The sequence below is a fragment of the Bacillus sp. PK6-16 genome (assembly GCF_056530295.1).
The window spans coordinates 1,944,590-1,967,471 of record NZ_CP096511.1; the positions used below are offsets into that span (position 1 = coordinate 1,944,590).

At 34.6% G+C, this 22,882-nt stretch carries 22 protein-coding genes; 15 read left to right on the forward strand and 7 right to left on the reverse strand.

What is annotated here, in order from left to right:
* Nucleotides 1–94: 94 nt before the first annotated feature.
* On the forward strand, nt 95–1,141 hold the full coding sequence (locus tag M1D66_RS10005; protein ID WP_086385096.1) for an agmatine deiminase family protein: 1,047 nt from the start codon (nt 95–97) through the stop codon (nt 1,139–1,141).
* 46 nt (nt 1,142–1,187) lie between these two features.
* Here the strand turns inward: M1D66_RS10005 and pepF are convergent, their stop codons facing one another.
* Both pepF and M1D66_RS10015 read right to left on the reverse strand, forming a co-directional pair.
* Nucleotides 1,188–2,975 (reverse strand): oligoendopeptidase F, encoded by a 1,788-nt coding sequence (gene pepF, locus M1D66_RS10010; protein WP_000137548.1) that lies wholly within the window; start codon nt 2,973–2,975, stop codon nt 1,188–1,190.
* Nucleotides 2,976–3,092: 117 nt separating this feature from the next.
* Nucleotides 3,093–3,884 carry an arylamine N-acetyltransferase family protein gene (locus M1D66_RS10015; RefSeq protein WP_000129193.1) on the reverse strand — a complete coding sequence of 264 codons (792 nt, stop codon included), beginning with the start codon at nt 3,882–3,884 and terminating at the stop codon, nt 3,093–3,095.
* Between the two features lie 203 nt (nt 3,885–4,087).
* Between M1D66_RS10015 and amyS the strand changes: the two genes are divergently transcribed.
* The 4 genes from amyS to M1D66_RS10035 all read left to right on the forward strand — a co-directional run bounded on the left by amyS (nt 4,088) and on the right by M1D66_RS10035 (nt 9,458).
* A complete protein-coding gene (gene amyS / locus M1D66_RS10020) occupies nt 4,088–5,629 on the forward strand; it encodes an alpha-amylase (protein WP_000476411.1) in 1,542 nt (513 codons plus the stop codon).
* Between the two features lie 525 nt (nt 5,630–6,154).
* Entirely contained in the window at nt 6,155–8,056 is a 1,902-nt protein-coding gene (locus M1D66_RS10025; RefSeq protein ID WP_001095187.1) for an endonuclease MutS2, read from the forward strand.
* Nucleotides 8,057–8,062: 6 nt separating this feature from the next.
* Nucleotides 8,063–8,587, forward strand: coding sequence for a GNAT family N-acetyltransferase (locus tag M1D66_RS10030; protein WP_000256457.1), 525 nt, complete (start codon nt 8,063–8,065; stop codon nt 8,585–8,587).
* Between the two features lie 160 nt (nt 8,588–8,747).
* Nucleotides 8,748–9,458 carry a histidine phosphatase family protein gene (locus tag M1D66_RS10035; RefSeq protein WP_016123107.1) on the forward strand — a complete coding sequence of 237 codons (711 nt, stop codon included), beginning with the start codon at nt 8,748–8,750 and terminating at the stop codon, nt 9,456–9,458.
* Nucleotides 9,459–9,525: 67 nt separating this feature from the next.
* On the opposite strand, the gene M1D66_RS10040 is transcribed toward M1D66_RS10035, so the two are convergent.
* Nucleotides 9,526–10,491, reverse strand: coding sequence for a quinone oxidoreductase family protein (locus tag M1D66_RS10040; RefSeq protein WP_153595147.1), 966 nt, complete (start codon nt 10,489–10,491; stop codon nt 9,526–9,528).
* A 123-nt stretch (nt 10,492–10,614) separates the two neighbouring features.
* On the opposite strand from M1D66_RS10040, the gene M1D66_RS10045 reads away from it, so the two are divergent.
* From M1D66_RS10045 to M1D66_RS10055, 3 genes are all read left to right on the forward strand, one after another.
* Nucleotides 10,615–11,508 carry a LysR family transcriptional regulator gene (locus tag M1D66_RS10045; RefSeq protein WP_086385098.1) on the forward strand — a complete coding sequence of 298 codons (894 nt, stop codon included), beginning with the start codon at nt 10,615–10,617 and terminating at the stop codon, nt 11,506–11,508.
* Between the two features lie 300 nt (nt 11,509–11,808).
* The gene (locus tag M1D66_RS10050) at nt 11,809–12,321 is read left to right on the forward strand and encodes a DUF2690 domain-containing protein (RefSeq protein WP_086385099.1); all 513 of its coding nucleotides are present in this window, start codon (nt 11,809–11,811) and stop codon (nt 12,319–12,321) included.
* A 17-nt stretch (nt 12,322–12,338) separates the two neighbouring features.
* Complete coding sequence (locus M1D66_RS10055) at nt 12,339–12,815, forward strand: DUF2690 domain-containing protein (RefSeq protein ID WP_242555226.1); 477 nt, start codon at nt 12,339–12,341, stop codon at nt 12,813–12,815.
* A 112-nt stretch (nt 12,816–12,927) separates the two neighbouring features.
* Here M1D66_RS10055 and M1D66_RS10060 read toward each other — a convergent pair whose 3' ends face one another.
* Together M1D66_RS10060 and M1D66_RS10065 are read right to left on the reverse strand one after the other, a co-directional pair.
* On the reverse strand, nt 12,928–13,464 hold the full coding sequence (locus M1D66_RS10060) for a GNAT family N-acetyltransferase (protein ID WP_086385100.1): 537 nt from the start codon (nt 13,462–13,464) through the stop codon (nt 12,928–12,930).
* Nucleotides 13,465–13,691: 227 nt separating this feature from the next.
* A complete protein-coding gene (locus M1D66_RS10065; RefSeq protein WP_086385101.1) occupies nt 13,692–14,180 on the reverse strand; it encodes a DinB family protein in 489 nt (162 codons plus the stop codon).
* A 192-nt stretch (nt 14,181–14,372) separates the two neighbouring features.
* Between M1D66_RS10065 and M1D66_RS10070 the strand changes: the two genes are divergently transcribed.
* Nucleotides 14,373–14,828: a DinB family protein gene (locus M1D66_RS10070; protein WP_001081123.1), complete on the forward strand. Its 456-nt coding sequence runs from the start codon at nt 14,373–14,375 to the stop codon at nt 14,826–14,828.
* 150 nt (nt 14,829–14,978) lie between these two features.
* The gene (locus M1D66_RS10075) at nt 14,979–16,016 is read left to right on the forward strand and encodes a DUF4003 domain-containing protein (RefSeq protein ID WP_140335666.1); all 1,038 of its coding nucleotides are present in this window, start codon (nt 14,979–14,981) and stop codon (nt 16,014–16,016) included.
* Between the two features lie 124 nt (nt 16,017–16,140).
* On the opposite strand, the gene M1D66_RS10080 is transcribed toward M1D66_RS10075, so the two are convergent.
* Nucleotides 16,141–16,905 carry a DUF817 domain-containing protein gene (locus M1D66_RS10080; RefSeq protein WP_086385103.1) on the reverse strand — a complete coding sequence of 255 codons (765 nt, stop codon included), beginning with the start codon at nt 16,903–16,905 and terminating at the stop codon, nt 16,141–16,143.
* Nucleotides 16,906–17,180: 275 nt separating this feature from the next.
* Between M1D66_RS10080 and M1D66_RS10085 the strand changes: the two genes are divergently transcribed.
* The 5 genes from M1D66_RS10085 (at nt 17,181) to M1D66_RS10105 (ending at nt 21,257) form a co-directional block, all read left to right on the forward strand.
* Complete coding sequence (locus M1D66_RS10085; RefSeq protein ID WP_000902730.1) at nt 17,181–18,215, forward strand: FecCD family ABC transporter permease; 1,035 nt, start codon at nt 17,181–17,183, stop codon at nt 18,213–18,215.
* Nucleotides 18,216–19,232, forward strand: a complete 1,017-nt coding sequence (locus tag M1D66_RS10090; RefSeq protein ID WP_000653823.1) for a FecCD family ABC transporter permease — start codon at nt 18,216–18,218, stop codon at nt 19,230–19,232.
* A gap of 21 nt (nt 19,233–19,253) precedes the next feature.
* Nucleotides 19,254–20,162 carry an iron-hydroxamate ABC transporter substrate-binding protein gene (locus M1D66_RS10095; RefSeq protein ID WP_000728218.1) on the forward strand — a complete coding sequence of 303 codons (909 nt, stop codon included), beginning with the start codon at nt 19,254–19,256 and terminating at the stop codon, nt 20,160–20,162.
* Between the two features lie 216 nt (nt 20,163–20,378).
* Nucleotides 20,379–20,930, forward strand: a complete 552-nt coding sequence (locus M1D66_RS10100; RefSeq protein WP_086385104.1) for a GNAT family N-acetyltransferase — start codon at nt 20,379–20,381, stop codon at nt 20,928–20,930.
* Nucleotides 20,931–21,029: 99 nt separating this feature from the next.
* On the forward strand, nt 21,030–21,257 hold the full coding sequence (locus M1D66_RS10105) for a coiled-coil domain-containing protein (RefSeq protein WP_017673084.1): 228 nt from the start codon (nt 21,030–21,032) through the stop codon (nt 21,255–21,257).
* A 72-nt stretch (nt 21,258–21,329) separates the two neighbouring features.
* On the opposite strand, the gene M1D66_RS10110 is transcribed toward M1D66_RS10105, so the two are convergent.
* Nucleotides 21,330–22,655 carry an ArsB/NhaD family transporter gene (locus M1D66_RS10110; protein WP_086385105.1) on the reverse strand — a complete coding sequence of 442 codons (1,326 nt, stop codon included), beginning with the start codon at nt 22,653–22,655 and terminating at the stop codon, nt 21,330–21,332.
* Between the last annotated feature and the right edge of the window lie 227 nt (nt 22,656–22,882).

The following is a 22,882-nucleotide window of genomic DNA, read 5'->3' on the forward strand; positions in this document are numbered from 1 at the left end:
AAAGTTGCTACAAGTAAATGAATATATTCCTGTTGACCTTAACACGATGTCAAAGTATAGACTGGACATACATTCATATAAGGGGTGAACACGTATGAGAAATATAGAAAATAGTTTGTATTATATGCCTGCGGAATGGGAGAAACATGAAGGTACATGGCTCCAATGGCCACATGATAAAACACATAGGGGTGAAGGTTACAGAGCTAAGTTAGATGATATTTGGATATCGATGGCAAAGGAGCTTCACTATGGAGAAAATGTCCATATTGTTGTATGTGATGAAGAAGAAAAAATACATGTCCAATCGAAGTTAATGGAAGCTAACGTGAATATGAATAAAATTGATTTCTTAATTCAAGAAACTGATGATATTTGGATAAGAGATAACGGACCAATCTTTGTAAAAGATAAAGAAGGGAACCGCTATCTAACGCACTGGATATTTAATGGTTGGGGAGATAAATATCCGTACGAAAACGACGCTAATATTCCGAATAAAATAAGTGAAATGTATCGCATTCCAAAAGTTGAATCTAGTGTCTGTCTAGAGGGTGGGGGAATTGAGATAAACGGCAACGGGACCTTAATGGCGGCGAAAACGTCTATTATAAATGAAAATCGAAATCCCACACTAAGTCAGAAAGAAATTGAAATGGAGTTAACGAAATATTTAGGAGTAACAAATTTTATATGGATAACTGGTATACGTGGAGAAGATAATTATGATGAAGATACGGATTATCATATTGATGGCGCAGCACGGTTTGTAAATGAAAATACGATACTGTATGAATATGATCCTTTCGATGAAGGAGAGCCATACCTTTTGGAGGCGTACGAAAAGCATTATCAAGAATTGCGGCAAGCGAAAAATATAGATGGAAAGCCATTTCAGCTCATTCCAGTACCAGTAACAAGAAAAGTGGTAAAAGAAGCAGACTGTAAAGGGTCTTACTTGAATTTTTACATTGGCAATGAAGTCGTATTGGTACCTATATACGGTGATGAACATGATAAGTTAGGGATTCAAATCATTGAAGGGCAATTTCCAGGGAGAAGAATTATCGGTATATATGTTAATGAATTGTATGCATATGGTGGTATGATTCACTGTGTGACGCAGCAGCATATAGAATAGAGTAATTCAAATAAAAAGCATGCAGAGCATATACTCTGCATGCTTTTTATAATGTTGAAAACTCTTCAACAAGTTGAGTGAATTGTTTCAATGCACTTTCAATCGGTTCTGGCGTAGTTAAATCAACACCAGCTTTTTTCAATAAGTTTAGTGGATAGTCAGAACTTCCACCTTTCAGGAATTCAATATAATTTTTCTGAGCATTCGGATCACCACTTAATAGTTTATCAGCGATTTGAATGGCAGATGCGAATCCAGTTGCATATTTGTATACGTAAAACGGGCGATAGAAATGAGGGATTCTAGCCCATCCGTATTTTACTTCTTCATCAAATACAAGTGAATCACCGTTATATTCTTTAAATAGCTTTTCATAAATTTCACTGAAGACTTGTGCATTTAATGGTTTACCTTGTTCAGCCATTTCATGTGTAATTTTTTCAAATTCTGCAAACATAATTTGTGTAAAGAAAGTACCTTTAAATTTCTCAATAAAATGGTTAATTAAATGGTTACGCACGTCCGTATCTTTTGCTTCTTTTAATAAATAGTGAATTAATAACACTTCATTTACTGTAGAAGCGACTTCTGCGACAAAGATAGAATAATGTGCAGAAATTCTTGGTTGGTATCCATGTGAATAGTGCGTATGCATACCGTGACCGCATTCATGAGTAAGAGTGAACAGGCTGTTTAAATCATCGTGATGATTTAAAAGAATGAAAGGATGAACGCCGTATACACCAAAGTTATAAGCACCAGAACGTTTTCCTGGTGTTTCTCTTACGTCTATATATCTTTTATCTTTAAAACTTTTTAATGTCTCAATATATTCTTCTCCTAAAGGAGCTAGTGATGAAATCATAATGTCAAATGCTTCACTATATGGGATGTCTTGTTTTGCACCTTCCACTAAATCGACGCCTAAGTCGTATTGTCTTAGTTCATCTACGTTTAATTTTTCTTTTCGAATTTCATTGTATGTATGTAATGTTTGAATGTTTTTTTTCGTTGTATCAATTAGGTTTTCATATACTTCTTTCGGAACCATATCGCCAAATAATGATTTCTCTAGCGCTGATGGATAGTTTCTTAATTTCGAAACAGTAACATTATTTTTAATAGCAGCGGATAAAGTAGATGCGATGGAATTCTTTAACTGAACATATGGTTTGTAATATGCTTTATAAGCTTCTTTACGCTTTTCACGATTCGTATCTTCTATTAACTTTGCATACATTCCGCGTGTTAAGTTCACTTTTTCTCCATCGTCAGTCGTCACTTCACCAAATAATATATCTGCATTATTTAACATACCAAATGTGTGCTGTGGAGAAGAAAGAGCTTCACCCATTTGTGATAAAATTGCTTCTTGGTCCTTATTCAATACGTGTTTTTTATAACGATATAATTCAAATAAGTCTTCTTTATAATATTGTAAGCCTTCTGTATCTTCTATGTAAGAATGTAATGTGTTTTCATCTATGCTAAGTAAGAAGGGGGAAAAGAAAGATTTCGCTGCACTTACTTTCACGTGTAATTGTGATACTTTATCGACAAGAGATTGCGCGTCAGTATCGCGTGTATCAAGGTCAGATTGTAATCGTGCATAAGCGAACATTAAAGATATTATGCTAGAAATTTCTTCACTCTTCGTTAAATAAGCTAATAAACTATTGCCATCGTGAATATTGCCATTAAATTCTTGTAATTCCTTCGTTAATACTTCAATTTTATGAAAATCACTTTCCCAATCTTCAATTGTATGGTAAATGTCTGTTAAATCCCATTTTTCTATATCAGCTACTTGTAATCGATCTTTAAGTTCTGTCATAATCATTTCCTTTCTAAACATGTAGTTATATTTCTATATAACTATGAAATACAACAAATTGCAAAAAATCCCTGCTGAAAATTGAAAAGCCTTGCTAAAATAACAAGGCTTACTTACTTATAGTGTAATTCCGAATTTTGAATGTAAAAGGTTTGTATATTGCATGTCTGTAACGGTTTCTTTCGTTTTTTTACCATTTTTCGCTACTGTAAGGCTATCTTTCGTTAAAGAGGCATGCCCATCTTCAGTTAGTTTTACAATAAGAGGTACTTTATTAAAGGGTGATCCTTCATGTTCAACGATAATTTTTTGTGCTGTATTTGCTTTTTCTTCATCCACTTCTTCTATATAAAATGCATAGCCTAACGTCCAATCATCAGCAGAAGATTGATCCAAGAACTCATTGTTTTTCCGCATCTCTAAAATGTAGTTTCCCTTTTCGGTCATTTCTTTACGAATACGATAATCTCCTGTAGCAGAGTGAATGACTTCACCTGAGAAAGGGACAGGGGCAAGAGGTAAGTATGATCCGAATCCTACTTCAATTAAATAAAGTTCATTATGATGTGTTAAAACGGTTGCGATATGGCCAGAATCAACAGCCCATATGGAGTTTGCAGCGTTATAAACTGTTCCTGAAACGAGATGAACATCGAATCCAGAATCTTTCAGGAAGTAATACATAGTAGGATTGAGTTCATAACAAAGACCGCCACGGTTATTTACTAAAATTTTCTCTTTCAAATTTTCTTTTGATATTTCTTTAAAATTCTTTTCGAGAATATTTAAGTTTTCAAAAGGAACAGTTTGTGCCATTGCGTACATAATGTTAGATAAATCTTCAAATGAAACTGTGTCTTTTTCTTCTATATGTAATCGTGCGAAAAATTGTTTTTGAAAGTCTGTCATCGAAATCCCTCCGTTATGCTTTTATAGGTAAATTGTAAACAATCTTGAATAGGATGTGAAATGAAAACTACGTTGAATATTTGAAATTAGATTAAAAATAATATGGGAGAGTGAGAGATTGCTACTTTACTAACGGTGGGACGAATATTATAATAATTCTGATAAACTATGCAAACGCTTTCTTGGAAAGGGATGGTGTACAGATGTTTAAAAGAATAACAATAGTCGGATTGTCAGTTGTTATGTTTTTACCTAGTATATATGAGGGGAGTAAGGCATATGCAGACACAGTTAACAATGGAACGTTAATGCAGTATTTTGAGTGGTATTCTCCGAATGATGGGAATCATTGGAATCGTTTGCGTACTGATGCTGAAAATTTAGCGGAAAAAGGAATTACATCTGTTTGGATACCACCTGCATATAAAGGAACTACGCAAAATGACGTAGGATATGGAGCATATGATTTATATGATCTGGGGGAATTCAATCAAAAGGGCACAGTGCGGACGAAATATGGGACGAAAGCACAATTGAAATCTGCAATTGACGCTTTACATAAGAAAAACATCGATGTATACGGTGATGTAGTTATGAATCATAAAGGTGGGGCTGATTATACAGAAACTGTCACAGCAGTTGAGGTAGACCCGAGCAATCGAAATAATGAAGTATCAGGTGATTATGAAATTAGTGCGTGGACGGGATTTAACTTTCCAGGGCGTGGAGATTCTTATTCTAATTTCAAATGGAAATGGTATCATTTTGACGGAACGGATTGGGATGAAGGAAGGAAATTAAACCGAATTTATAAATTTAGGGGCATAGGTAAAGCATGGGACTGGGAAGTATCTAGCGAGAATGGGAATTATGATTATTTGATGTATGCGGATCTTGATTTTGATCATCCAGATGTTGCGAATGAAATGAAAAAATGGGGAACGTGGTATGCGAATGAATTAAATTTAGATGGTTTTCGTTTAGATGCTGTTAAACATATTGATCATGAATATTTGCGTGATTGGGTAAATCACGTTAGACAGCAAACAGGGAAAGAAATGTTTACAGTAGCTGAATATTGGCAAAATGATATCCAGACTTTAAATAATTATTTAGCGAAGGTTAATTATAATCAATCTGTGTTCGATGCACCACTTCATTATAATTTTCATTATGCTTCAACAGGAAATGGAAATTATGATATGAGAAATATTTTAAAAGGAACGGTAGTTGCGAATCATCCTACACTTGCGGTTACTCTAGTTGAAAATCATGATTCACAGCCTGGTCAGTCATTGGAATCTGTAGTGAGCCCTTGGTTCAAACCGCTGGCATATGCATTTATTTTAACGCGTGCAGAGGGGTATCCTTCTGTTTTCTATGGTGATTACTATGGTACAAAAGGAAATAGTAACTATGAAATTCCAGCGTTAAAGGACAAAATTGATCCGATTTTGACGGCACGAAAAAACTTTGCATATGGTACGCAACGTGATTATTTTGATCATCCAGATGTGATTGGCTGGACAAGAGAAGGTGATAGTGTACATGCTAATTCTGGTTTAGCAACATTAATCTCTGATGGACCAGGAGGGGCGAAGTGGATGGATGTTGGAAAGAATAACGCAGGGGAAGTATGGTATGATATTACGGGTAATCAAACAAATACTGTAACAATTAATAAGGACGGATGGGGGCAGTTCCAAGTAAGTGGAGGATCAGTTTCCATATATGTTCAACAATAATTTGGTGATGAAAAAGAAGAGGTAGACTGAAATATAAGTTTTCCTCTTCCTTTTTACATTCTGTATAGTTATAAAAGTATGACACCTTTACTTCTCACGTAACATATAGTATGATGATTTCAATAAATTAGATTTCAATGACTATAATATAAATTAATGAGAGGTGCTTTTTGTGAGTGCGGTAGGTATTAAATAGGAAAAATTTAATGAAATAAATCGGATAAGACCAAGGGATTTTTATGTACATCATACCCCTAATTTTGTCATGCATTTATTTCAAAACCTATGAAGATACCTACAATACTTTATAAAGCGTGTAATAAGGGACTGCCATCTATTTTTTATGGCTTATTTCCTCATATGTTATTACACATGCCTTGTAAATGTAAAAGCTGCGGTATCCCCGCAGCTTTTTTGTATATGTTTTTATTGTATAATTATGGAATTTTATATATGACTCATTGGAATCTAATGAGTAGGTATCTTCATTTATGATAAAAATCAATCATAGTGAGGAGAAACAAAATGAATACGATGACTTTTGAAAAGTTACAATATAACGAATTAAAGGATATAGTGAAATCTTATTGTGTTAGTGGATTAGGTAAGGAATTATTAAACAAATTAGAGCCGAGTACGAGTATAAAAGTAGTGAGAAATCGGTTGAATGAAACGACAGAAGCACGAGCTATATTAGATGCAGAAGGGCATGTTCCTTTCTTCGGCATTTCTAATATTGCTAGTACAATTCAAAAATTAGAAAAAGGGATGATTTTAGATCCAGAAGAATTAGTAAGTGTTTCAGACTTTTTACGTGGATGTAGAAAGATTAAAAAGTTTATGTTAGATAAAGAATTTTTTGCACCAGTATTAGCTTCTTATGCAAATTCAATGACTGAATATAAAAGTATTGAAGAGGAAATTAACTTTTCAATTAAAGGAAATAGTATTGATGCAGCTGCAAGTAAAGAGTTAAAACGAATTCGAAATAATATCGATTCTGTAGATGGGAAAATAAAAGAACGTTTAACGAAGTTTTTAAATAGTAGTGCAAATAAGAAATTCATTCAGGAATTCTTTATTAGTAAAAAGGATGACCGTTATACGATTCCAATTAAATCTTCCTATAAAAACCAAGTTGCCGGAAGTATTATTGAAGCCTCGGCAAAAGGTTCTACTGTATTTATAGAACCGCATACGGTTACGAAATTGAATGCAGAACTAGCAGGTTTGAAAGCAGAAGAAGCGGTTGAAGAATATCAAATTTTAGCGACTTTATCAGGGATGGTATTAGAAAATATTTATAGTATAAAGATTAACATGGAGCTAATTAGTCAGTATGATATGGTATTTGCGAAAGCGAAGTTTAGTAAATCGATTGATGGAATAGAACCGAAGTTAAATGATCATGGCTACATTCATTTAGTGAATTGTAAGCATCCGCTTTTAACAGGGCAAGTTGTACCCTTAAATTTTAAAATTGGTCAAGAGTATCGTAGTTTAATTATTACAGGGCCGAATGCGGGCGGAAAGACAATTGTGTTAAAAACAATTGGATTGTTAACATTAGCTACAATGTCAGGTCTTCATATTGCAGGAGATAAAGGGACAGAAATCGCTATTTTCGAAAATGTATTTGTAGATATTGGTGATAATCAAAGTATTGAAAACGCACTAAGTACATTTTCATCTCATATGAAAAATCTTTCTGAGATTATGAGGATGTCAAATAATAATACGTTACTTTTATTTGATGAAATAGGGAGCGGTACAGAACCAAATGAAGGTGCAGCACTTGCAATTTCTATTTTAGAAGAGTTGTACTTTGCGGGATGTATTACCGTTGCGAGTACGCATTACGGAGAAATTAAACGATTCTCAGAAATGCATGATGACTTTATGAATGCAGCGATGCAGTTTAATAGTGAAACGTTAGAGCCGCTTTATAAATTAGTTATCGGAAAATCAGGAGAAAGTAATGCACTTTGGATTGCGAATAAAATGAACGTAAAAGAACATGTACTGAAAAGGGCGAAAGAGTACATGGGAAATAAAGAGTACGCTTTAGAAAAAGTGAATGAAAGTAAAATTAGAAAACCGAAATTCGTACAAGAAAAAAGAGAATCTCATTATGAGTACAAAATCGGCGATCGTGTTAATTTATTGGATCATGATGATTTTGGTATCATCTATAAGGAAAAAGATAATTTTTATAACGTTGTTGTATATTATAACGGTGAATTCGTTGAAGTAAATGTAAAACGTATTACTTTAGAAGTAGCAGCGAAGGAGTTATATCCAGAAGGATACGATTTAAATACACTATTTGTTGATTATAAAGAAAGAAAAATGCAACACGATATTGAGCGCGGATCGAAAAAAGCACTTCGTAAAATTCAAAAAGAAATAAGAAAGAATAGAGGATAAGTTAAAATGGTAACGATTAGACAAGAACAAAAAAACGATTGTAGAAAAACAGAAGAAGTCGTAAAAGAGGCATTTTCACTTGAAGAATTTAGTGATAAAACAGAACATGAACTTGTAAAACGTATTAGAGAATGTGACGCGTTTGTTCCGGAGTTATCAATTGTTGCGGTAGATGAAGATATAGTTGGTCACATTATGTTATCGAAAATTACAATAGAACAATGTGGAACTTCTGTAGAATCGTTAGCACTTGCACCAGTTTCAGTTGCTAGGGGCCATCAGAAGAAAGGAATTGGTGGAAAACTGATTACGGCTGCTTTAGAAAAAGCGAAAGAACTTGGATACGGATCAGTTGTAGTATTAGGACATCCAGAGTACTACCCGAAATTTGGTTTTAAGAAAGCAAGTGAGTGGAATATAAAAGCACCGTTTGAAGTGCCTGAAGAGGTATTTATGATAAAGGAATTAACAGAAAATGCTCTTCTAGGTGTAGAAGGAATTGTACAATATTCGAGTGCTTTTGCTGAGTAGGAGTACCGGTTAAGAAATGTAATCATAAAAGGTGCTATCTTTTTGTATGGATATACAGAAAGATAGCTTTTTTTATTAAGCGGATCTACTGACGTATATTTTGCTCAATGAATAATTGAGGTGGTAAAATTGATATAGAAACGTAAAGGGAGAGAATGAAATGAATAAGCGAGAAACAGATAGCAATGAGAATGTAGTGACGTTATATGTTACAAGACACGGTAAAACAATATTAAATACGAATCATCGCGCGCAAGGTTGGGCAGATTCTCCTTTAGTAGAAAAAGGTGTTGAAGTTGCCACAAATTTAGGAACAGGATTAAAAGATATTCATTTTATGAATGCATATAGTAGTGATAGCGGCCGCGCAATTGAAACTGCTAATTTAGTATTAAAATATAGTGAGCAATCAAAATTAAAACTTGAGCAAAGAAAAGATTTGCGAGAATTAAATTTCGGTATTTTTGAAGGTGAAAAACTTGAGAATATGTGGGATGTGGTTGGAAAAGCTGCAGGCGTTGCATCACCAGAAGAACTTATGAAGTTTTCTATTCAAGAAGTGATTAATCTTATTAGAGTAGCAGATCCTACGAAACAGGCGGAAGATTGGGACTTATTTTCTACTCGTATAAAAACAGAGATAGATAAAATTAGTGAAGAAGCTGCTGGAAATGGTGGCGGTAACGTTTTAGTTGTCGTTCATGGGCTTTTGATTACTACCTTAATAGAAATGTTAGACAGTAGCAAAACAAAACTTGGAGTGGAAAATGCTAGTGTGACGAAAATTGTATATCAAGATGGAACATACACAGTCGAGTCTGTTGGAGATATGAGTTATGTTGCAAAAGGAAAAGAAAGTGTTGAAATATAATTAAATCTCCAATAGAAATAAGAAAAGGAAGGTAGAGAAATCTAGCTTCCTTTTCTTATTGGAATGATTATGGAATTAATAAAATCTTTCCTGTACTTTTTCTACTCTCTAATAATTTATGTGCAAGAGCACCATCTTGTAAAGAGAATGTAGTAGGACTCGCGATGTTTACTTTTCCGCTAGTGATCCAATCAAATAATTGAGTAGAGCGCTGCTTACGTTCTTCAAAAGTAGTAAGCACGTTCCAAAGGTCTCCGCCAGTTAAAGTTTTTGAAGTATCCATAAGCATACGCGGATCAACTGGAGCAGGATTACCACCAGCCATTCCGTAAAATACGACAGTACCGCCAATTTTAGTAGCGTTAAAACTTTCCTCTAATGTAGAACCTACTGATTCATATACAATATTTACTCCAGTTCCATTAGTCATTTCAAGTACTTTCGTATGCCATTCTTCAGTATATAAAAATACGTGATCGGCACCAGCTAATGTAGCTATCTTTGCTTTCTCTTTTGATGACGTTAAACCAATTACTTTTCCGCCATATAGTTTAATCATTTGAACGAGAAGTTGACCGACGCCACCAGCTGCAGCGTGTACTAAAGCTGTATCACCTTGTTTTATTTGATAGCTATCTTGCGTTAAATAATGTGCAGTTAATCCTTGTAATAAGACAGAAGCGGCTGTTTCAAAAGAAATAGAATCCGGAAGTAGGATGGCTTTTTCTGATGGAACGGCAACTAGTTCTGCATTTGCAAATGGGACGTCCGCAAATGCAATACGGTCTCCTAGGTTGATAGTAGTAATGTCAGCTCCTACTTTTTCAACAATTCCAGCTCCTTCATAACCTAATACATAAGGCGGATTGCCAGCGAGATGATAATCACCGCGGCGTCTATAAATATCAGCGAAGTTTAATCCGATTGCTTTCGTGCGTACTAGAATTTCATTTGGGTTTATGGTTGGATCGTTTATTTCTTTATATTGTAGTACATCTGGACTTCCAAACTGTTCGAAACAAAGTGCTTTCATATGGAATACCTCCATTTTATTGTTTGTCGATGCTCTTTATCATACAATATAAATATCAATAGACAAAGAGGATTATTTCGATGAAATCAATCGAAAATACCGATTGAAAAAGAAGGATGATAAATGGAGATAAAACAATTAATTACATTTAAAGTAGCAGCAGATACTTTGAACTTTACACAAACTGCGAAGAAATTAAACTTTGCCCAATCGAGCGTTACAGCACAAATTAAAACATTAGAGGCTGAGCTCGGTACACCACTATTTGAGAGATTAGGGAAACGTCTTTTCTTAACTGAAGCAGGAAGAAAGTTTCAACTATATGCGGACAAGATAATCGCACTTAGTAACGCAGCGAAGACGGCTGTGAAAGATGATGAGGAAATAGCAGGTACGTTAATAATTGGTGCACAAGAAAGTCAATGTACATACAGACTGCCTTCTATATTAAAGAGGTTTAAAATACAATTCCCAAAAATAAAACTTATATTTAAACCAGCACATTCCAATAAAGATGCGAAGGAACAATTGATGGAGGGAAAAGTAGATCTTGCATTTATTTTGGATGAGTGTAAAACAGAAGATGTTTTACATGTGGAACCACTTATGAAAGAAGAATTAAAAGTAGTAGTTGCTCCAGGGCATCGTTTACTTGAACAATCTTCAGTTTCTATAAAAGATTTAGAGAGTGAAACACTTTTACTAACAGAATTAGGCTGCTCGTATCGGACTTTATTTGAAGAGCTATTTCGCGGGGAAGATGTATATCCAGCAAATAAAATTGAGTTTGTTAGTGTTGAAGCAATTAAACAATGTGTTATTGCAGATTTAGGCATAGCCGTTTTACCAGCAATAGTAGTAGAAAAAGATATACGAGAGGGGACGATAAAAGAGTTACATTTAGAAAATACAATCTCTCCGATTTATACGCAAATCGCTTGGCATAAAGACAAATGGATGACAGTGCCACTGCGACAATTTATTGATGTAACGAGGGAGTTTTTTGTAACGGATTAAGTGGAGAAATATTTATTTTATATAAAAGAAAAAATGACAATTTTGTATAAAGAACCGATGCTTGAATATAACAAGTATCGGTTCTTTTATGTTTTAAATATAGAATGCTATAAAATGTGTATTTCTCAACTTTTTTTCTTACAAGGATAAGTAAAATTCTTCGTATATTCCAATAATCATAAGGGAATTTACAACGTTTATTCGTTTCTGTAAGATGCCTCTAGGAAGCGTGAAAGGAGGACTTACATAGCAGTATAGCTTGTCTTTAGTATACGTACTTATTGTGAGGAGGAATTTAAAATGTTTAAAAAGTTAATGAAAGTATGCGTGTTAAGTGCGGCAAGTATAGGTGTATTATTTAGTTTTCAAGAAAGTACATTTGCAGCTACTGATTTAAGTAGTTATTATGACGGGAAAAATCCAGCAACAACGAAAGTATACGGGGGAAGTACGACGTGTGATGCAGATGGATTTAATGCAAAGTCTACAGCAGTTTATGAAGGTAGTAAAAAAGTAGGAACAGTGTATTTACGTTACAGTAATAAATGTCATGCAGCATGGTCTAAGCTTGTTTTAGATCAACCAGCTCCTTCTGTTTCTGGAGGGGTATATGCTTACGCTGTTATTAATAAATATAAAAATGGTGTATTCCAAAAATCAGTAGACTCTAATAGTGGCAATGGAGCAATAAAAACAGGACAAACGAGTACGTATACAGGAATGGTGTTTGATTTAACTGCTGATTTTGGTTATACAGCTGATGCCGAAGCGGTGACGATTAATAACGGCTACGGGAAAACTGGACGTTATTAATAAAGGAGTGGAATTCTATGAAGCTTTTTAAAAAGGTAAGCGCATGTCTTTGTCTGGCATTGCTCATCGTAACTAGTGTGTTTAGTACGACCAACAATGATAAAGCATACGCAGAAGACCATTCATATGATGGGAAAAGTCCTTATTATAATAGCTGTGATCAATCCGCAGTAACGAAAGAAAAGAAGTGGATTGATTCAAATTCTTATGTAGAATTAAAATTTAGCACGACATGTAAGACAGCATGGGCAAAAGTTACTGTAACTTGCCTGGCAATTTATAATAATGAAGCTGATGCAAGGATTGTTAGAAAAACAGATGGAAAGGCATACACTTGCGGAAGTGCTGGAGGAAATGGTGTTGTAAATAAAGGGCAAACATCATGCTATACGCCAATGGTATATGATTTAGATCCAAGAAAGGCACAAGCGCAGGGGAAACATGCAATTCCGAATAGTGATGCATATAATTATGCGGAGACTATTTGGTATTGATACGATTATACATGTTTTAAGAGCTGTTATTTGATATAAAAATGAAAGAGCCTTACTGCATTTTATTGTGGTAAGGTTCTTTAAATTTGTTTAATAGATTAAGTGCATCCATTTACAAAGGTCTCTCTATATAATCGCTTTTAAGTATGGCCATAATAATTTCATCTGAGTATGTATCGTTATAAAATAAAGATTGACGTAAGGTTCCTTCTTTTACAAAACCAACTTTTTCATAAGCTTTAATTCCGCTTAAATTATGGCTAAATACTTCTAACTGTAAACGATTTAATGATAGTTGTTCAAAAACAAATCTTAAAACTATTTTAATAGCTTCAGTTCCATAGCCTTGTCCTGTTAATGCTATTGAAAGCATTGATATTCTGAATCCTGCTCTTTTGTTCTCCTCATCGATATCTAAAATCGACAACTCTCCAATCATCTCGTCAGTACTTTGTAAACAAATAGCGAAATCATAGCGACTTGAATCATTATTTATATGTTCTATATGTTTCGTAATTTGCCCCAATGAAAAAGTGGACTTAGTTCCAGTCATATATCTTATTTCATCATCCATTGTACTTTCTAATATAATAGGAGCATCTAGCTGACAAAGAGGCCTTAAATAAATTCCTTCGCTCTCTAATCTCATTATAATTTTCTCCTTTAGTTAGTAATTGAATGTATAAATACTTAACTTTCTTCAATGAGTTACATAAAAAATATGAATCTTAATTCGATGTTACATGAATTTTATAATGGCATGGTATACCTAAAACAAATAATAAATGTTTTATACACAACAAAATGTATCAAAGAGTTTTTTGATCATACTATTATTCTTGCTGCTCATTCCGCTTTTAAATGAACACGAATGTATTAACTAAGGTCTGTATCAGGAGGAGTATATCCAAGGTGCCTAGCCATTGATACAATTTGTCCTTTATGATGAAACTCATGAGTCTCTGTATGAGTTAAAAGCCATAGCGGAGTTGTGCTCCAAGGTTCTCTTTGCCATTTCACTTCATTTGCTATATTTTCGAGCCAACGGTCATTGTATTCATCTAAAAAACGTTGTACAGTCTCATCTACTAATTTAAATCTAGCACGGACTTTCGCGACATCTGCATGCTCAATTTCGTAATCGCTAGCAAATGAAAAATCTGCTCTTTTTTGCTTGAATGCGAATGACCCAATCCAGTATCGATAGCAATCGGCTACATGAATATGTGTCTTTATAATGCTACCGCTCCCGAAATTCGGAACAGTGCTATGTAATTTTTCTACTGGGATTTCTTCCAAAAACGAAAATAGAGTTTCTCTTGTAGCGCTAATAAGATTATATTGTTGTTTTAAAATATGTAACATGCAAGTACACTCCTCTTTTATTAACATAGTAAGTAATTCTATATTTACGAGGAGTGAACCTTTTTATTATTTTTAATAAGCATATTAGATGTATTTCTTATTTGTTTCTGATAGATTAAACAAGGTGAAACTTTAATAAGTTGAACATTCTTAGTTCATAATAAATTGTACATCAAGAAGGGGAACGATAAAATGAATAGACTAGTGGGTTTAAAACAATTTGAAATAACGCGCGGGGCGTTACTTAAATTTATGGAAACGTTAGATGATAAAACTGTGGATACGCAGCCAGAGGGTTTTAACAATACAATTCGTTGGCATATTGGACACGTGTTAACAGCAGCAGAGACTTTCATGTTCGGAAGAGAATTTAAACAATTGCCAACTGAATATCCAGGTATGTTTGGATATGGATCAAGACCATCAAAATGGACGACAGAAGGACCATCGTTAGAAGTGTTAACGGCTCAATTAAAAGAACAAGCAAAACGTATTAACGAAATTCCAGCAGAAGCATTTGAAAATAAACTGCCAGAGCCATTCCTAGGATTGGAAACAGTAGGGGAGCTTTACGGTATGATGCTTTATCATGAAGCTGATCATATTGGGCAAATGAAGGCGATGGAACGTATTATTAAAGCTCTTTAGTCTTAATTGCATATAACAAGCAATACAGTTGTAATGTTAAATAATATATACAAAAAAGGTAGATAAATTATTATCTACCTTTTTTGTATAACTTCTTGAAGGATTAGAGGATTTTTTATGTTGTGATTATTAATTATAGTATTCCTAAATATGGAATATACGTATAATGATAGAGAAGAACTAGAAATAGGGGTGAATACTATGATTACATTAGAGAAAAAGTTGGAGCAATATAAACATACATATGTACAGTTAAAGGGAGAACTAAAATGGAAAACGAGTGATTCTCGAACAGGAATGATGATTGCTGCTATGTATGCAGGTAGTGATAAATTGTTTGATCTCGGACGTTTTTTAGAAATTAGTAGTTATATTAAGAATCAGGTAGGGATGTTTTCATACTTAAAGTCTTATCATCGTTTTGTAGTGGCCGCAACATTAGATATTCACTTTACAGATTACAAGAAAGCTTTTCGGACGTTTTTAGATTTATATGAACAATTGGTCACTGGTGGCTTTAGCCGGAGTATATTTACTTATCTCGCAGCAGCTGTGCTTTTGACAGAAGAAGATGAACAGCATGGCGCGCACATTCAGCGTTCGATGCAAGTATATAAACGCATGAAAAAGGATCATCTCTTTCTTACAAGTACAAATGATTATCCGCTCGCAGTTTTATTAGCAGGACAATCAGAGCATGTAGAAACACTTATGGACCGAGTGGAACGTCTTTATCAGAAACTAGCGACAGCTGGTTTGCGTAAAGGGAATGATCTTCAATTCTTGAGTCATATTCTTTCATTAAAGAAGGAGGTCAGGGAAGAACTATTAGTTGCAAAATGCACAAATATATGGAATTTGTTAAAGCAAGAAAAGGTAAAAGTAAAACAGATGCATTACCCAGCTATCGGGCTACTAGCGTTACTCGAGGATGGAGAAAAAGAGATTCATTCTATTCGAGCATTTATTGAAAAATTGCAGGGGGATAAATTGTTCCGTTGGCATACAGATACAAATATTCTTATTGCTATTCAACTGTTCGTAAGTCAGAAAGGTGAGGAAAGTAAAGCTACCAACACAGGTTTACAAACAATGATAGAAGTCCTCATACAAGCACAACAGGCAGCCATGATGGCAACGATTGCCGCTTCATCTGCAGCAACATCTTCTGCTAGTAGTAGTTCATAATGTGCAACTGCTTATACTCTTGTAAATTATAATTCCTTTGATAAGGTCGGTTTAAAAAATATTACTAAAAAAAGCCCATCACTCTCTAATGAGTGATGGGCTAACTGTTTTTACATAATTAGCATTATCTTTTTGATTGCTTCAAATATTTGAGTTGCGTAAGAATCATAATACTAATAACAACTAATAAAAACCATGAGCTAATTTTGCTTAAGTGAACGAGGTTCCATGCTTCCCGTTGATTTGGATATTGCCATGCACCGAAAAATGTTGCGATGTTCTCTGCAATCCAAATGAAAAATCCGATAAGGAAAAAGGAGAGAACGAGTGGTATTTTATATGTAACGCCTCGTAATGAAAATTCCACAAATGTCTGAAAGAAAACGATGAATAGAAGTAAAGTTAAGAACCATCTAAAATCGTATAGAAAATGATGCGTAAAAAAATTGAAGTAAATCATTGCTCCTAATGGCACGGTAAAAATAGTTTTCGGCCAATGATGCATTTTTAAATGCAACCTTCTCCAGGCTTGACATATGTAACTCGCGACACTCGCATACATAAAACCGCTGTAAAGCGGAACTCCAAAAACCTTCGAATATGCCTCTTCGGGATAACTCCATGAACCGAAATGTACTTTATATATTTCTAGTAAAAGGCCGATGAGGTGGAAGATGGTAATTACTTTTAGTTCGTCTTTTGTTTCAAGACCAGTCTTGTACATAATCCACTGCATAAGAAGGCATACGATGAGTATGAAATCATAGCGGTATAACCCTGGGATTGAAACGATTTTTGAAAGGGCTAGTGTTAAGAAAATAACGACTGGGAATAAGCAAGATAATGCTTGCTCGTAAGTGAAGTGTAGTAGTTGTTTTATATAGAACATTGTGTCACCTTTGGAATTTTTATTAGAAAAATCAAAATAATTAATAAGTATACTACAATTTAAAAAATAATTCAGTAGTCTATTTTGCGTGTATTTGTAAGTCTTGGAAGGGAATTGTAATGAGTATTTTAATATTTAGCGAAGTGAAAAAATAGTTTGCTATTTAAAAAAAGTGGCGATATAATATCTAAATGAAAATGATAATTATTATCAATAATAATTACAAATAAAAAATAATTATAAAAAACAACTGAATATAAAGGATGAAATGAAACATGTTACATAAGTCTACTGTACATGCTGGTAATAACCGCTGGATACATATTAAGTTCATATGTTTCATGAGCTTAACAATTTTATGTTTAATTGGATCTATATTTTTAGCCATTTCATTTGGTGCAAAAGATATTCATGTACAAACGGTGTGGGCAGCGGTTTTGGATTATAATCCGAAACTAACACAGCACCAAATTATTTATGAATTAAGGCTCCCGAGAGTAATTGGTGCAGCAGTTGTAGGGGCAGCTTTTGCGGTTGCTGGTGCTGTTATGCAAGGTGTAACACGAAATCCTTTAGCTGATGCAGGTGTACTCGGAATAAATGCAGGTGCGATGTTTGTAGTAGCACTTAGTTTTGCTTTTTTCCCACATATGCCGTATTCCTATTTAATGATTGTTTCCTTTATTGGAGCTGTCTTAAGTACAGTACTTATTTTTGTTATTGGATCAGCAACATCAGGCGGGTTAACACCAATGAGGTTAACGATTGCTGGAGCGGTTATGGCAGCGCTTTTACATTCATTAAGTTCAGGTGTTGCGATTTATTATGATTTAAGCCAAGATTTAGCGTTTTGGTATGCTGGTGGTGTTGCGGGGGTTAAGTGGGAACACTTGAAATTTTTAGTCCCTATTATTCTTATAACGATTATTTTCGCGACAATGCTAGGGAGATCTATTTCACTCATATCAATGGGAGATGATGTTGCTACAAATTTAGGAGTGAAAACGAACCGAACGAGAATACTAGGGATGATTATAGTAGTTATTCTGGCAGGTGTTTCTGTTTCAGCTGTTGGTTCTATTGGATTTGTAGGACTAGTTATCCCGCACATTGCTAGAAAATTAGTTGGTGTTAATTATAGACTCATTATTCCTATGTCAGCATTATTAGGAGCTATGTTATTAGTTGTAGCTGATTTAGGGGCAAGAACAGTAAATCCTCCTAAGGAACTTGCGATAGGGATTATGGTAGCTCTTGTTGGAGTTCCGTTCTTCCTCTATATAGCACGTAAAGTTGGGAGGGAGTTATAAGTGAAGGATCTTTTTAACACGGATAAAAAGAGAGCTATTACTGTAACTACAATCTTCGGATGTATAAGTATCGCTGTAATTTTAATTAGTTTAAATACAGGGACACTGAGTATAGCGCCACTTAGAGTAATTGAAACACTTTTGGGTTATGGTAATTTTGAGAGTGCAACCGTGCTATATGATTATCGTATGCCAAGAATAATAATCACGATGTTAGCCGGTATTGGTCTTGGTATTTCCGGTGCGATTTTGCAAGGGTTATCACGTAATACACTTGCAGATCCTGGTATTTTAGGGTTGCATTCAGGTGCATCTTTCGGTCTTATCGTATTTGTTACTCTCTTTCATTCTATTAATGAGAGTGCATCCATTTTAATACCGTTATTTACATTTGGCGGAGGAGTATTAGCTGCATTTCTTATTATTTTACTTGCGAGTGATCGGTCAAAAGGTTTACTTCCCATTAGACTTATTCTCGTTGGTATTGCAGTTTCAGCTGGCTTTAGTGCAATTTCGTTATTTTTCTCTCTCAAGTTAAATGATGAGACGTATACATTCGCTTCTAGATGGCTAGTTGGTAACGTGTGGGGAAGGGATTGGATTCATGTCTTTGCATTATTACCTTGGATTTTCATACTAACCCCTTATGCGTGGCTAAAATCTAAAACGTTAAATGCATTGTCACTAGGTGATAGTGTAGCAGCAGGACTTGGTGTTTCTGTTCAAAAAGAACGGTTATTACTTTTAGCTACAGCGGTTGGATTATCTTGCACAAGTGTATCGATGGCAGGAGGAATTGGTTTTATCGGTTTAGTTGCTCCGCATATCGCAAGGAAGTTAGTAGGTACTACATATCAACACTTTCTTCCTTTAGCTGGCATTATCGGAATGATTATTTTAGTGCTAGCAGATACGATAGGTCGTTCTATATTTGAGCCAAACTCTATTCCAGCTGGTGTAGTAGTGGCAGCTTTAGGAGCACCGTATTTTCTTTATTTACTTACAAAAACAAAATAAATACTTCAAAGAGGAGAACATATGAAAAAGAAACTTACTATTTTATTTAGCATGATGTGTATTTTAGTATTAGCAGCATGTGGTCAAACGAAAGCTAATGAAGAGGCAACGAAAAAAACGGAAAAAAGTAATGATCCAAAAATTGCTTCAATGTCTATTCATTTAACAAATGATTTACTTGCATTAGGAATTACACCAGTAGGTTCTGTTATTGGTGGAGATTTAAAAGATTTCTTACCGCACGCTAAAGAGAAGTTGAAAGATACGAAGAAGCTTGGTGTTGTAACAGATCCGAATATGGAAGCGTTACTTCAATTAAAGCCAACTGACATTTATGTTGATGAAAAATATGCTGGTAAAGATGTAGCGAAATACGAAAAAATTGCAAAAACACATTCTTTCAATTTAGATGAAGGTACGTGGAGAGAGCATTTAAAACAAGTTGGTAAACTTGTAAACCGTGAGAAAGAAGCAGATAAATATATTCAAGATTACGAAGAGCAATCAAAACGAGTAAAAGGTTTAATAGATAAAGAGCTAGGTAATAACGAAAAAGTAATGGCAATTCGCGTTACTGCAAAAGAATTGCGTGTATTTAGTACGAAAAGACCGATGGGACCAATTTTATTCCAAGACCTAGGGTTACAACCTGCAAATGGTGTAGAGAAAATTGATGGAAACCGTCCTTTCGAAGTCATTTCACAAGAAGTATTACCTGACTTTGATGCAGATGCGATTTTCGTTGTTGTAAATAGAGATGATAAAGCAAAAGCAGCATTTAAACAACTTCAAGAAACGCCAATTTGGAAAGACTTAAAAGCAGTTAAAGGCAAGCACGTATACATTATCAATGATCAACCATGGCTTGACTATTCTGCTTTAGGAAACAAAATGGCAATGGATGAAGCGGAGAAAATGTTTACGAAATAATATAGTTTTGCTATTAGGAAAGGCCCTCAAAATTTGGAGGGCTTTTTATTATTGTTAGAATAAACGAAAAATTATACAATGAAGTTAATTTCGTGTAGAGGAGATGTGCCAATGTCAGCGCTTATTGTAAGTATCCCGTTTATGAAACAGTTTATGGAACAAGGGGATAAATAGGCTAAAATAAGTATCCCTGTTATTTAAAAGGGGGAGTTTGAAGTGACAATGAATCTTTTTCGAAATAAAACGATTAAATTATCAGCTATGAGAGAAACAGATGCTGAAGTAATGGCTATGTGGCAAGAAGATAGTGAGTATTTAAGAAATGTTGATACAGATGTAGCATTCCCGCAATCTTTAAATGAAATAGCAAGTGATGGGTTATTAAAAGGACGGAGATCGAATAGTGTTTCTTTCATGGTAAGGACAGTTCAAGAAGATCGCTTAATTGGTTTTGTGGCGATTCATAGTATAGAGTGGAATAACAGAACAGGTTTATTAGCCATTGGTATAGGAGATGCGAATGATAGAGGAAAAGGATATGGGAAAGAAGCAATACATCTTATTCTAAAGTATGCTTTCTATGAATTGAATTTACACCGCATCGGTCTCGATGTTATTTCGTATAATAAACCTGCCATTGCATTGTATAAAAAGATGGGTTTTGAAATGGAAGGCTGTATGAGAGAAGCGGTTCAAAGAGATGGGAAGTGTTTTGACCGTATGATTATGGGGATATTGCGGGATGAATGGATAGAGCGGCAAGGTTAGAAAGTACATTCGAAATTATATATGTAGTATGCAGGAGATATAATGGTAATTGGCGAAAATTTACAGTGTGTTGATTGAATTTATAAGGAGTCATGCAAAATGAATTTAGAAAAGGAAAAACCAGTAAATGAAGAGGTCGCCGAATTAAAAGAACTTATTAAAGAGTTACACGGAAGTGTGCACCAACTTCAAAGTGAAGTGCAGCAACTAAGGCACGAAAGACCAGTTGTTGAAGTGAGAAAAGGTGTTCAATTATCACCAACAATTGTCGGACAAATTGGTGGTATGATTTTAGGTGGTTTAGCAATTATCGGTATATTTTGGTGATGAAAAAAGGTTTGCAGCATGATGCTGCAAACCTTTTTGTATTTGACGATATAATGTCATGCAATACAACTTTTACATTAAATAACGTAAATATATATAGGCATGTGATAACAAAAGTGCAACAATAGTTAATGGTAAACCAATTTTTAAGAAGTCCATATAAGAGAAGCCATGTCCTTCACGTTTTGCAATACCAGCAACGACTACGTTTGCAGATGCTCCGATTAGTGTTCCATTTCCTCCTAAGCAAGCTCCAAGGGATAACGCCCACCAGAGTACTTCGATTTGCGGAGAATCGACAGATAGTCCGAGTCCTGTAGCTAAGTCTTGAATAAGAGGAATCATCGTTGCGACAAATGGGATGTTGTCGATTGTCGCAGATGCGATGCCAGATACCCATAAAATAAGTATAGCTGCGAATCCGATGTCACCGTTTGTTACGTCGATTACTTCTCTTGCAAGTGAAGAGATAAGTCCGATATCAATTAACCCGCCAACGAGAACAAATAATCCGGCGAAGAAGAAAATGGTAACCCATTCAACGTGGGCAAATACATCTTCAATATCATGTTCTTTCACGCCGATTAACATAAGAAGTGTAGCGCCTGTCATCGCGATAACAGCAGCGTCTACATGAATAATCGAATGAAGTACGAAGCCTAAAATAGTGAGTCCTAAAATCGAAATAGATTTTAAAAGGAGGCTTTGATCTTTAATATAATCTTTTTCGTTTAATGCCATTAGTTTTTCGATTTGTTCAGGTGTTGTTTTTAGTTTGTTACGATACATGAAGTAAATAATGCCAAGTGTCACGATAGAAATAATAATTACGATTGGAGCTAAATTAATTAAAAAGGCGTTAAAGTCTAAATGCTTGTTTGCTGATCCAATCATAATATTAGGTGGATCACCGATTAATGTTGCTGTTCCGCCTATATTTGAAAACAGCACTTCTGAAATCAAATAAGGCACAGGATTTACTTTTAAAATACGTGTAATGGATAATGTAACAGGAACGATTAATAAAACAGTCGTTACATTGTCCAAAAATGCTGATCCGACGGCAGTTAATAGGGATAGTAATAATAAAATGCGAATCGGTTTTCCGCCAGCTGCTTTTGCCGCTTTAATGGCCACAAATTCAAAGACGCCTGATTGACTCGTAATATGTACGAGAATCATCATCCCAATTAAAAGGGTAATCGTTTCCCATTGAATATGTGATGTGAAAGCAGTATGTAAATCTACAACTCCAAAAATAATCATAATAGCAGCACCGAATAGTGCGATTACAGCACGATTCAATTTCTCAGAAATAATAAATCCGTACGTGATTAAAAATACGGCAATTGCAAAATAATATTGCCAATTTGCTACTTCATGTGCTGACTGTTCCAATCATGTCACCTTCTTTAAATTATGTATTCAATTGTCGAAATGTATCTCGCTGCAATAATACGGGATAAAATATATTGTAGCAAATTCAAAAAAGAAAGAAAACTATTTAACAAAGTGAAGGAAAAAATGTATTTTTTACATATCATATAAAAAATATAAAAAACACAGTGCAAATTATTAGGAAAAGTGAGCGTTGTCCTCTAATATAGAGATAGCAATTTACATTA

Bases quoted from the DNA above. Each gene is read 5' to 3' on its own strand.
- M1D66_RS10005 (WP_086385096.1), top strand. From the start codon at position 95: ATGAGAAATATAGAAAATAGTTTGTATTATATGCCTGCGGAATGGGAG.
- pepF (WP_000137548.1), bottom strand. From the start codon at position 2,975: ATGACAGAACTTAAAGATCGATTACAAGTAGCTGATATAGAAAAATGG.
- M1D66_RS10015 (WP_000129193.1), bottom strand. From the start codon at position 3,884: ATGACAGACTTTCAAAAACAATTTTTCGCACGATTACATATAGAAGAA.
- amyS (WP_000476411.1), top strand. From the start codon at position 4,088: ATGTTTAAAAGAATAACAATAGTCGGATTGTCAGTTGTTATGTTTTTA.
- M1D66_RS10025 (WP_001095187.1), top strand. From the start codon at position 6,155: ATGAATACGATGACTTTTGAAAAGTTACAATATAACGAATTAAAGGAT.
- M1D66_RS10030 (WP_000256457.1), top strand. From the start codon at position 8,063: ATGGTAACGATTAGACAAGAACAAAAAAACGATTGTAGAAAAACAGAA.
- M1D66_RS10035 (WP_016123107.1), top strand. From the start codon at position 8,748: ATGAATAAGCGAGAAACAGATAGCAATGAGAATGTAGTGACGTTATAT.
- M1D66_RS10040 (WP_153595147.1), bottom strand. From the start codon at position 10,491: ATGAAAGCACTTTGTTTCGAACAGTTTGGAAGTCCAGATGTACTACAA.
- M1D66_RS10045 (WP_086385098.1), top strand. From the start codon at position 10,615: ATGGAGATAAAACAATTAATTACATTTAAAGTAGCAGCAGATACTTTG.
- M1D66_RS10050 (WP_086385099.1), top strand. From the start codon at position 11,809: ATGTTTAAAAAGTTAATGAAAGTATGCGTGTTAAGTGCGGCAAGTATA.
- M1D66_RS10055 (WP_242555226.1), top strand. From the start codon at position 12,339: ATGAAGCTTTTTAAAAAGGTAAGCGCATGTCTTTGTCTGGCATTGCTC.
- M1D66_RS10060 (WP_086385100.1), bottom strand. From the start codon at position 13,464: ATGAGATTAGAGAGCGAAGGAATTTATTTAAGGCCTCTTTGTCAGCTA.
- M1D66_RS10065 (WP_086385101.1), bottom strand. From the start codon at position 14,180: ATGTTACATATTTTAAAACAACAATATAATCTTATTAGCGCTACAAGA.
- M1D66_RS10070 (WP_001081123.1), top strand. From the start codon at position 14,373: ATGAATAGACTAGTGGGTTTAAAACAATTTGAAATAACGCGCGGGGCG.
- M1D66_RS10075 (WP_140335666.1), top strand. From the start codon at position 14,979: ATGGAATATACGTATAATGATAGAGAAGAACTAGAAATAGGGGTGAAT.
- M1D66_RS10080 (WP_086385103.1), bottom strand. From the start codon at position 16,905: ATGTTCTATATAAAACAACTACTACACTTCACTTACGAGCAAGCATTA.
- M1D66_RS10085 (WP_000902730.1), top strand. From the start codon at position 17,181: ATGTTACATAAGTCTACTGTACATGCTGGTAATAACCGCTGGATACAT.
- M1D66_RS10095 (WP_000728218.1), top strand. From the start codon at position 19,254: ATGAAAAAGAAACTTACTATTTTATTTAGCATGATGTGTATTTTAGTA.
- M1D66_RS10105 (WP_017673084.1), top strand. From the start codon at position 21,030: ATGAATTTAGAAAAGGAAAAACCAGTAAATGAAGAGGTCGCCGAATTA.